The following is a 10,155-nucleotide window of genomic DNA, read 5'->3' on the forward strand; positions in this document are numbered from 1 at the left end:
CCAGCGGCGAGCAGTGACGTGCCGGCGTGGTTGCAAGAGGCGCCAGCGGCGAGCAGTGACGTGCCGGCGTGGTTGCAAGAGGCGCCAGCGGCGAGCAGTGACGTGCCGGCGTGGTTGCACGAGTCTTCTGCCGCTAAAGTTGACACTCCCGATTGGTTAACAGCCGATGTTTCTGCGGAGGCTATGCCCTGGTTGCAGGCTGAGCCGGATAACTTGCCGGCAATGTCTGAACTGCCGCCAACGACAAGTTCAACCAGTGATGAATTCTTTAGCGGCGCTGAATTGCCGCCATGGTTGCGCGCGTCACCAGAACGAGCTGTGATTGAAACGGCTGCTGTGCCCTCATTGAGCTGGTTGCAACGTCTCGGCAGTCGGGAAGCCGAACTCGAAGAAGCTGTGGTTGCTGTCCCTGAGATCGAAGTGGTGAAGCCACCGCTACCGTCTCCTGCGCCGCGCACACCCGATCAGATAGCAGCAATCACTCTTCTGGAACAACTGATTCAGTCGCCGTTGCCGGCTACTGCCCCGACGGCTGAACCGGTTGTCGTTCACCGACGCCTGCCCGCGCTTGAACAGTGGCTGGCATGGCTCTTATTCGTCGCGATTCTGATCGGCATTCTGGCGCCGGGTTTGATAGCGCCATCGTTCAATCAGTCACAACCCACACCGCCAGCAGTTGCCCTGAGCGAACACATTGCTAATCTGGACAGCGATGATGTCGTCCTGGTTGCCTACGAATGGGGAGCGCAGCGTGTAGCTGAGTTGCGCCCGCTTGAGCAGGCCTTAATTGACCAGTTAATCGTTGATCGAACACGCTTAATCGTCGTGAGTACCGATCTGCAAGGAGCAGTGCTTTCGCTTGATCTGATCGGTCCACTGCGAGCGGCTGGTTACAACAACGAAAATGGTGTTATCTTTGGCGGGCGCGATTATGTGATACTGGGGTATCGACCGGGTGGCGAACTGGCACTGCGGAGTCTGGCAACTGACCTGCGCGCGCAGTTGCGTCGTGATTATACTGGTCAAGATGCGACTGCCGGTTTGCTGGCAACGCGGCCCGATGGTTCACCCCGTATTCAAACGCTGGCCGATCTGTCCTTAATAGTGGTGATGGCCGATCAGTCGCAAGATGTGCAGGCATGGATGGAGCAGATCCATAGCGCAGCGCCGGAGGTTCCAATCGCCTTCTTGCTGCCGCAAGAGGTTTATCCACAGGTGCTACCATATCTGCGCCTGCCGAACGTGTACGCAGTGGCCGGTCAGCGCGGCGCCAGCGATCTGAGAATGGCCAGTTCAGTTGGTGAAACTGCGACTGCAATGGTTGCATACCAGAGTTGGGCGACAATTGTGTTTGTAGTCGTGCTGGCGCTAGGCGGAATAGTCCTGCTAGTGAATCGGTTGCGGTCAGCAGTGCGAGGAAAAGCTTAATGGATATTGCAATCAACCTGATACCGGTGCTGCTCACTCTGCTGGTTTTCAGTCGTGTGATTGGCGATACGCCAGCATTTCGGCTCGCGCAATACCTCTTTGTTGGCGTAGCCCTTGGTTACGCTATTGTCGTCATCTATCATCAAGTGCTGCGTCCAGCGGTGATCGATCTGCTGGCGGTCAGTGGACAGCCGGCACTGGTAACATTTCGCCTCATTCCATTTGTGCTGGCAGCGCTTTTGTTGACCCGCGTCAGTGGTCAGCAGACCAGTTCCTGGTTAGCCAATCTTCCGCTGGCATTAGTGTTTGGCGTTGGCGCGGCGCTGGTGGTTGGTGGCGCGCTGATCGGTACCATCCTGCCCCAGGTACTCGATGCGACCCGGTCGGATCTGTCCTCGCCTGCTGCAATTATCGGCAGTATTGTATTGGTGCTTGGCTCCATTGCAACACTGCTATCGTTTTCATTGACCCAACCACCCGATCTGGCTCGTCGGCGCTGGCTCGTCATCGTTGCTCAGGTTGGGCGCTGGGTGTTGTTGGTTGCGTTTGGCTTCTTCCTGGCCGGTAGCATCGGTTCGTATCTTGCGGCCCTCAATGAGCGAATCGTGTTTGTGGTGGAATGGGTGCGCGCTGCACTGAATGTGTAGACCGCAAGGAAATAAGGCATGGCTGATAACGCGCGCGCGGTGCTGGTCGCAGAAGTTGGTAGTGTGACGACAAGGGTCTCGCTGATCGATCAGGTCGATGGCGAGAGTCGTCTGATCGGGCAAGCAGAGACGCTGACCAGCCGTGAATTGCCGTATCAAAATATCTTTTTCGCCATCCAGGAAGCTACTGCGCAGTTGGCCGATTTGACGAGCCGGCAATTGTTGCGCGAAGGACGCTTGCTGATCCCGCAAACCAATGCCGGTGATGGGATCGATGCCGTCGTCATTGTGGCCTCGGCGCTCGAACCGTTGCGTGTGGTTGTGGCGGCGATTGCTGCCGATGTCTCGGCGCGCAGCGCTCTCCACGCAGTCCGTGGTGTGCCCGGTGTGGTGCTGGCAGTGGTGACGCTTGATGATACACTGGGGCGTCCGCCAACGACCGATGGCCAATCCTGGTTGGAACGTCAGCTCGAAACTCTATTACCGCTCTCGCCTGATGTGATTGTGGTGACCGGTGGGGTAGAGGGTGGTGCGGTGGAAAGCGTTAACCGCCTCGCGCATCTGGTCAATCTGAAATTACTGTTCGATGAGACGATGGGCGCTCAGTTACCAACTGTCATCTATGCTGGTAACACCGCCGCGCAAGCGCAGATCCATACAGCGCTCCAGGGACGCACTTGCGAATTGCTTACCGTATCCAATGTGCGTCCGGCGCTGGATCGAGCGGTGCTGGAACCGCTTCGACAAGTGTTGCTGGCGCGCTATGCCCGTCAGTTGACCGATCTGCCTGGTCTCAATCAATTCCAGGATGCGCGTCCGATTTTGCGCACCGTTGTCGAGTCTCAGTATGTGATGGCTCGCTTCCTGGCCGAGCGGCAACAACAGCCCGTCTTGTGTGTCGATGTGGGCGCGACAACGACGACCCTGATCGCTGCTGCGCCAGGCACTGTTCACGCTGCCATTCATGGCGTGCAGGGCCTGGCCTACGGCGCAGGCAACTTGCTCAGCGCAGTTGGACCGGCGGCAATTGCGCGCTGGCTACCTTTTGCAATTGATGAAACTGAACTGATCGAGCGCGTACTCAATCGGGTACTGCGACCACAGATGATACCGGCGAGTCGCGAAGATTGTTATCTCGATCTGGCGCTTGCCCGTGAGGCCCTGGCTGCTGGCCTGGCGTCTCTACGTGATGAAACAACATTGTTTGAGTATAGTCGCCTGTTTGTCAGTGGTGGGCCATTCATTCATGCGCCGCATCCCGGTATGGCGCTACTGGCTTTGCTTGATAGCTTGCAACCAGGCAATGACATACCTGGCCTGTTGTTACACGTCCATCTCGATACTCTGAGCCTTTTGTCAGTGTGTGGCGCCCTCGCTGCGCTAAACGCCGATGCTGCGCTGGCGGTATGCGATCGCGATCTGTTGCCGAACACCCCGTTAGCGACCTGTATTGTTTTACAAGGAGCCGGTCATCCTGGTGAACCGGTGGCTGAGGTCGAGTTGATCACTGTCGGCGGTGAGAGCGAACGGATTGAGGTTTTTCACGGTACATTGGCTCGCCTGCCGTTGCCACCGGGTCGTTACGCTCAGGTCAAAGTGAAACCGATGGCTGGCGTCCAGGTAGGCCGTGATCGCCCCGGCGAGCCGGTAGAAAGTGATCCGGCTGAAGTGCCGGGTAGCCTGCTCGGTCTGGTCATTGATGCGCGTGGTCGGCCACTGGCACTACCCAATCAAGGAGCTGAACGGCGACGGGTACTGTGGTCGTGGCTACGCGCGGTAGGGGCCGAGCGTAGCGACAGTCCGTATCCAGAACCCGATTTGACACCGTCACCATCTGATGGAAGGTCGGTGCCAACCGATACAGCGCCAATGCCGATAGTGGTCGAACCGACGCCAGCGGCGCCGAAACCGCGTTGGCGTTTGTTTGGTCGGCGCGCGCCCAAATAACCATCGCAACGGTAGGGACGCAACATCGCGCCCAGACAACCATCGCAACGGTAGGGGCGCAACATCGCGCCCAGACAACCATCGCAACGGTAGGGGCGCAACATCGCGCGCTTTTAACGTCCCTCGATGCGGATCGGGTTCGGTGCATTCCCGTGAACCGACGCAATATCGCGCGCTTTTAACGTCCCTCGATGCGGATCGGGTTCTGTTCACCCCGAAAACCGGCGCAATATCGCGCGTCTCCGGTTGATTGATTACCGGTCATTCACCATTTACCAGGTCAGCCATCACCCTGGCAAAAGCCTCGCGGGTTGGGCGCAACCGCGACTCCGGCAACGCTGCGATAGGAGTTGGCCCGATCCGAAATATCTCGGCCAGCGTTGGCCGGCGTTCGTTAAAATAGATTAACCCGGTCACAAACTCGTTTGCCGCGCGCGCCTGTTCGAGCAGAGCGAGAGCTGCTAACCGGTCAGATGGATCGTGATCGCGATTGAGTTTACGTAATCGAATGACAGGCCCATCGTGCAGTTGCACATCGCGTACCTCGCCCGGTTCGTACTCGATTGAAACCTCTTCGTAGTGTGGAATGAAGCTGATGTCGTGCAATGGCGACTCGTAAGTTTTGCCGTATGTGTAACTCTTGGTCGATCGATCATGGTTATTGAAGGTCACGCACGGGCTGATCACATCAATCACCGCTGCGCCGTGGAAATTAAATGCCGCCTTGATCAGTTCGCGCACCTGTTTGGCGTCGCCGGCAAACGAACGGGCAACGAAGCCACAACCGGCCAGGATAGCTTCAGCGCAAACATCGATCGGCGGTAACTGATTGATGCCGGCGTGTTTCAGCTCTTGCCCTTCGTCGGCAGTGGCCGAAAATTGACCTTTGGTGAGTCCGTAGACACCGTTATTTTCCACAATGTACACGATCGGTACATTTCGGCGCAGCAAATGAATAAATTGCCCCAGGCCGATACTGGCCGTGTCGCCATCGCCGCTTACCGCCAGTGGTCGCAGCGTGTGGTTAGCCAAATGCGCGCCGGTCGTCACAGATGGCATCCGTCCGTGGAGTGAGTTGAATCCGTGTGAGCGACCGAGAAAGTAGGCTGCTGACTTACTCGAACAGCCAATGCCGCTCATGCGAATGACAGTATGCGGTTGCAGGGAAAGCTCGAAAGCAGCGGCAATGATCTGACTGGCAACCGAGTCATGACCGCAACCGGCGCAGAGAGTCGAAGGCGCGCCGCGATAGTCGGCTTTGGTCAGGCCAATTGCGTTGATTGTCTGTTGAGTCATAAATAGTTCCTCAGTCGTGAACGCAGAGCTGTCGCTACCTGATCACTGGCGTCAGTTCACGCATCTGCTCGAGAGACATCACAACCTGATCACGGACGAACGGCGCCGTGAGTGGCCATCCATCGCACCAGGCCACCGATCCCAGGCGAGTGGCGTAGGTCGGGCAGTGAAGCTGGAGCAACTGGCGAAGCTGACCATCATGGTTTTGCTCGATCACGATGCAGTGCTGGTGACGGGCAATGAAATCGGTCACTTCCGGGCCAGCCGGCAGCGCCCGCACTCGCATACTGCTGGTAACAATGCCGGCAGCGGCCAGCAGATCACGCGCTTCTTCAATTGCCGGCGCCGTTGAGCCGAAACCGATCAGCCCTACCGTCGCCTGTGGATTGAGGTCGATTACCGGTCGTGGAACCAGCCGGCGCGCAGTTTCGTGTTTGCGCCAGAGGCGGGCCATATTGCGTTGCCAGTCTTCTGGCCGCTCACTGTACATATTGCGTTCATTATGGCCAGTGCCCCGGCTGAGCGTTGCCGCCAGTGGGTGCGGGTTACCGGGCAGCGTGCGATAGCCGATCCCGTCACCATCAACATCGGCGAAGCGAGCATACGAGCTGAGTCTGGCCAAATCTTCAGCGCTGAGAACTTTCCCTCGCTGCATTGGCTGTTCCGGGTAACGAAAAGGCTGGCTCATCCAGATGTTCATCCCCAGATCGAGATCGCTGAGCACGAAGACAGGTGTCTGCAACTGCTCGGCGAGATCGAAAGCCAGTTGCGCGTCACTAAAACACTCTTCCATCGAACCCGGCAGCAAGACTACATGGCGCGTATCCCCGTGACCGAGGTAATAGACCGAGAGCAGATCGCTCTGCGCAGTGCGGGTGGGCAGACCGGTTGAAGGGCCGACACGTTGGATGTCCCAGATCACCGCCGGAATTTCGGCGAAGAAGCCAAGACCGGCAAATTCGGTCATTAGTGAAATCCCCGGCCCGGAGGTAGCTGTCATTGCCCGCGCGCCGGCCCAACCGGCGCCGATCACGATTCCCAAAGCCGCAATCTCATCTTCGGCCTGCACGATGGCGCAGGTTGCACCGTCATCCGACGGGCGCAGACGGGGGAGATAGCTTTCCAGCGATTCGATCAGGCTGCTTGAGGGCGTAATCGGATACCAGGCTACTACTCCCACACCGCCCATAATCGCGCCGATAGCAGCAGCGGTATTGCCATCGATCAACATCATGCCGGTGGTAGATTGCATACGGCTAACGCGAAACCGGCCATGGGCTGGCGATGGCTCGCTGGCAGCCCATGCGCGGGCAGCCCGAATGACGGCCAGATTCAGATCGATAGCGCTCGGTTTGCCGCGAAACTGGTAGTTGACTGCCTTGACCAGCGCTTCATCTTCGATGCCTAACAGAGCGGCAAGCGCGCCTACGTAGACCATATTGGCAGCGTATGTGCGCAGACGCTGGCTAACCCCAACTTGATCGACAATCTGGCGCACCGGAAGAGCAAATGGCATAATGTCAGCCCGTCGCGGCTGCCATGGCCCGTCGGCAGGGTAGAGGCAAATACCGCCAGGTGGTAGCTGTGCCAGATCTTCATCGGCTGTGCGTGGGTTGAAGGCGACCAGAATCGGGGTCTCGGCTGGGCGCGCGGTGTAGCCGGCCTGACTGACGCGCAACGTATACCAGGTTGGTTCGCCCTGAATGTTAGAAGGAAAGAGGTTCTTGCCGGATACGGGAATCCCCATCAAGAAGATTGCCCGCATGAGAACCATGTTCGCGGTCTGACTGCCTGATCCATTGACTGTGGCGGCAGTAATGGCGAACTCGTTGACAACAGGTTGGGAAAATTGCATAGCCTCCTCGCAATGCAAGCTCGACGTTGAGCACTGTCGGTATTATACGAGGAGCAACTAGTTTGTGGCAAGTAGGGGCCGGTCGGGCAGCGACGTTTCCCGGTCATGTGCTCTGCCTGCCACGCGCTGCCTGGGTTTCCGGTGGGGTAAAGGAAGCGGGGTGGTATATCATTTCACCCCGCTTCACAATTCTACATCGTGATGCGCTGCGCCAATCACCGCCGCTCAATCAGCGCAGCGCCTGCGTCATTCTTCATTAATCGTAATTCCCAAAATGGTCTCTCCCGGTGTAGCCAGATCGGCTGGATTGCTCGGATCGCGCAGGGGAATGCCATTCACAATGTCTTGCCCTTGAATGACGCGACCGAAGATCGTGTACTGCTCATTGAGCCATGGCGCCGGAGCAGTGGTAATAAAGAATTGTGATCCGGCGCTGTTCGGGTCAGACGATCGGGCCATCGCGACAATGCCTGGCTGATCGAACAGAATCTGGTCGGTAAATTCGGCAGGGATCGTATAACCGGGTCCACCGGTGCCATCACCGTTTGGGTCGCCACCCTGCGCCATAAAATCGGGTAGCACGCGGTGCCAGGTCAGACCGTTGTAGAAGTTCTGGCGGGCAAGAAAGACAAAGTTATTGACCGTCTGCGGCGCAATATCGGGCAACAACTCGATCACGATCTCGCCGCGCGGGGTGTAGATTGTGGCAGTGTACTTTTTGGCCGGATCAATCGTCATTGGTGGCGGGCTATCGTATCGATAGGTGGTGGCCGTTGGCATGACTGACGGCGAGCCGCTCGCCGATGGTGGAGCGCTCGTTGGCGCAGCAGTTGGGGGGGCTGCCGGTATGGTTGGCAACGGCGCAGCGGCTGGTGGCGCCGCGCGACTAATCAGTAGACCGGCTACCAGCCCAAGAATCAGTAACAGAATGGCAATGGCCACAATTCCGGCCAGTGGATTGGTTGGTGATGATGGATGTCCTGTGCTCACGATTCACCTCATAGCGTTTGTCATCTGCCGCAGGCATTATACCGGTGAGCGGGCAGGTATGACAAGCGTTTAAGGAGACAGGTTGACGGGCCATACCGAATAAAGGATTGGGCTTCCCTTGCGTTGCAGTTTGTCTGGTTTGAGCCACGTCTTTTGTAATGAGGAAGTGTCGTTTACATCAGAGCGCCCGTTCCGAATGGGATTGCCGGCGCGTGATGCCTCAAATGCTTTCCGTGCCTTACCGAACGCCAGCGCGCTGGTGGGATGGTGGAAACGGTGCGCTCCTGCGCAGTGCATCACCTGATACCTCATACACGCGCGCCTTTCGTGGCTTAGCGAACGCGATCTGCCCAAGCCGGAGCCGAGCGGGCCAGATCGTGGCGCAATCGCAACAGGGCCAGATCGCCGGCTTTCGCTTCGAGCATCAGGTCGAATGGCGGCAAGCCGCGGCTGGCAGCCAGCAGAGCGAGCGCATCATGGACAACCACGAAATCGGCGTGTTGCCCGGGACGCGGAGGTAATACCCGCGTTGTCCCGTTGCGACCTGTCAGCAGATGGGCCTCACTGCGCTGACTGCTCAGATGGACTTCAGGGCGCGCGGTTGGCGGCCATGTCGCCAGACTCAACCCCAATGCTAACGGTAGACTCCAGCCGTTAGGGTTGTGCAACTGAAAGTGGAGATAGTCGAAGACAATTGCCACACCTGTCTGAGCAGCCAGGGTGAGCAGGGCTGGCAATGAAGGCCCATTGCTGTTATGTTCAACCGTGGTACGCGAGCGCGCATTGAATGATAGCGCTGACCAGCGGCGGGCAAAGCGCATCAGTGCCGCCGGATCGCCGGCGCCAGCGTGGATCACCAGGGTGTGGCTAATCTGACCGGGTTGATCGAGCGCCTCCAGGAGTTGTGCCGCTGTTTCGATGGCCGCAATGGTTTCGGCAGCAATACTGTTATCGGGATGGCTGAGGGTAAGGGCTGGATCGAGGTGCAGCCCAAGACGCAAGCTGAGCGTGTCGACCTGCCCGGCAAGCAGCTCGAGCTGGGTCTGGCAGTCAATCAGATCGGCAGGCGAAAGGCGACGCGGCAGCGCAAACCGGTAAAATCGGATCGCTGTGCGTTCGAGATAGCCGAGCAGATCACCCAGTTGTGTGAGTAGGACGCTCAGATGGGGTGGTGAACCGCCGGCAAGGCCGGGTTGATGGACAGTGCGAACGGCGAAGCCAAGTCGGATCATGCGATTGCTGCATTGTGATTGTCGGTTGATAGAGACTCTTCGGCCAGGTTCAGGTGTTTCCTGACGCGCGTTATCAGTCACGGTGGTGGCTATAGTTCATACTGGTATCAGCATCAAGTGCGTTGTCGTCCCAACAAGCATCGACTACCGCGAAAGCCACGACCAGCGCCAGCGGGCGACTATGCGCCGCTGCATCAGATGTGGACGGTCTGCAACCGCCGAGCCTGACCGCGACGACGCGCCGAGGAGCCGGCACAGACGGTCTGCAACCGCCGGGTCTGACCGCGACGACGCGCCGAGGAGCCGGCGCAGACGGTCTGCAACCACCGGGCCTGACCACGACGACGCGCCGAGGAGCCGGCGCAGGCGGTCTGCAATTGTCCGGCCTGACCGTTACGCTGGAGGCCAGCGGGCGACTATGCGCCGCTGCATCCGATGTGGACGGTCTGCAACCGCCGGGCCTGACCGCGACGACGCGCCGAGGAGCCGGCGCGGACGGTCTGCAACCGCCGGGTCTGACCGCGACGACGCGCCGAGGAGCCGGCGCGGACGGTCTGCAACCGCCGGGTCTGACCGCGACGACGCGCCGAGGAGCCGGCGCAGACGGTCTGCAACTGCCGCACCTGACTGCGACGACGCGCCGAGGAGCCGGCGCGGGCGGTCTGCAACCGCCGGGTCTGACCGCGACGACGCGCCGAGGAGCCGGCGCAGACGGTCTGCAACTGTCCGGCCTGACTGCGACGACGCGCCGAGGAGCCGG

Annotated in this window: 7 protein-coding genes and 2 pseudogenes; 4 read left to right on the top strand and 5 right to left on the bottom strand. The window is 59.0% G+C overall.

Annotation, left to right across the window (positions count from 1 at the left end):
* The 3 genes and pseudogenes from Q0650_RS09595 to Q0650_RS09605 form a co-directional block, all read left to right on the top strand.
* Positions 1–1,428 (top strand): annotated as a pseudogene (locus Q0650_RS09595) (hypothetical protein); the annotation flags it as partial.
* Positions 1,428–2,075, top strand: a complete 648-nt coding sequence (locus tag Q0650_RS09600; RefSeq protein ID WP_298818345.1) for a hypothetical protein — start codon at positions 1,428–1,430, stop codon at positions 2,073–2,075. The pseudogene Q0650_RS09595 and the gene Q0650_RS09600, both read left to right, overlap by 1 nt.
* A gap of 18 nt (positions 2,076–2,093) precedes the next feature.
* Positions 2,094–4,022 carry a glutamate mutase L gene (locus Q0650_RS09605; RefSeq protein ID WP_298818347.1) on the top strand — a complete coding sequence of 643 codons (1,929 nt, stop codon included), beginning with the start codon at positions 2,094–2,096 and terminating at the stop codon, positions 4,020–4,022.
* A 261-nt stretch (positions 4,023–4,283) separates the two neighbouring features.
* On the opposite strand, the gene Q0650_RS09610 is transcribed toward Q0650_RS09605, so the two are convergent.
* Positions 4,284–5,318 (bottom strand): 2-oxoacid:ferredoxin oxidoreductase subunit beta, encoded by a 1,035-nt coding sequence (locus Q0650_RS09610; protein ID WP_298818349.1) that lies wholly within the window; start codon positions 5,316–5,318, stop codon positions 4,284–4,286.
* A gap of 34 nt (positions 5,319–5,352) precedes the next feature.
* On the bottom strand, positions 5,353–7,173 hold the full coding sequence (locus tag Q0650_RS09615) for a 2-oxoacid:acceptor oxidoreductase subunit alpha (RefSeq protein WP_298818351.1): 1,821 nt from the start codon (positions 7,171–7,173) through the stop codon (positions 5,353–5,355).
* Positions 7,174–7,235: 62 nt separating this feature from the next.
* On the opposite strand from Q0650_RS09615, the gene Q0650_RS09620 reads away from it, so the two are divergent.
* Positions 7,236–7,433, top strand: coding sequence for a hypothetical protein (locus Q0650_RS09620; protein WP_298818353.1), 198 nt, complete (start codon positions 7,236–7,238; stop codon positions 7,431–7,433).
* Here the strand turns inward: Q0650_RS09620 and Q0650_RS09625 are convergent.
* The 3 genes and pseudogenes from Q0650_RS09625 to Q0650_RS09635 all read right to left on the bottom strand — a co-directional run.
* Positions 7,420–8,163: a peptidylprolyl isomerase gene (locus Q0650_RS09625; protein ID WP_298818355.1), complete on the bottom strand. Its 744-nt coding sequence runs from the start codon at positions 8,161–8,163 to the stop codon at positions 7,420–7,422. The two genes, Q0650_RS09620 and Q0650_RS09625, sit on opposite strands and share 14 nt — an antisense overlap.
* A gap of 332 nt (positions 8,164–8,495) precedes the next feature.
* Positions 8,496–9,395, bottom strand: a complete 900-nt coding sequence (locus Q0650_RS09630; protein WP_298818357.1) for a UV damage endonuclease UvsE — start codon at positions 9,393–9,395, stop codon at positions 8,496–8,498.
* A 416-nt stretch (positions 9,396–9,811) separates the two neighbouring features.
* A pseudogene (locus tag Q0650_RS09635) lies at positions 9,812–10,155 on the bottom strand (hypothetical protein); the annotation flags it as partial.

The sequence above is a fragment of the uncultured Chloroflexus sp. genome (assembly GCF_937129525.1).
GTDB lineage: Bacteria > Chloroflexota > Chloroflexia > Chloroflexales > Chloroflexaceae > Chloroflexus.

Excerpts from the sequence above, each read along its gene's own strand:
- Q0650_RS09600 (WP_298818345.1), top strand. The coding sequence starts at position 1,428 with ATGGATATTGCAATCAACCTGATACCGGTGCTGCTCACTCTGCTGGTT.
- Q0650_RS09605 (WP_298818347.1), top strand. The coding sequence starts at position 2,094 with ATGGCTGATAACGCGCGCGCGGTGCTGGTCGCAGAAGTTGGTAGTGTG.
- Q0650_RS09610 (WP_298818349.1), bottom strand. The coding sequence starts at position 5,318 with ATGACTCAACAGACAATCAACGCAATTGGCCTGACCAAAGCCGACTAT.
- Q0650_RS09615 (WP_298818351.1), bottom strand. The coding sequence starts at position 7,173 with ATGCAATTTTCCCAACCTGTTGTCAACGAGTTCGCCATTACTGCCGCC.
- Q0650_RS09630 (WP_298818357.1), bottom strand. The coding sequence starts at position 9,395 with ATGATCCGACTTGGCTTCGCCGTTCGCACTGTCCATCAACCCGGCCTT.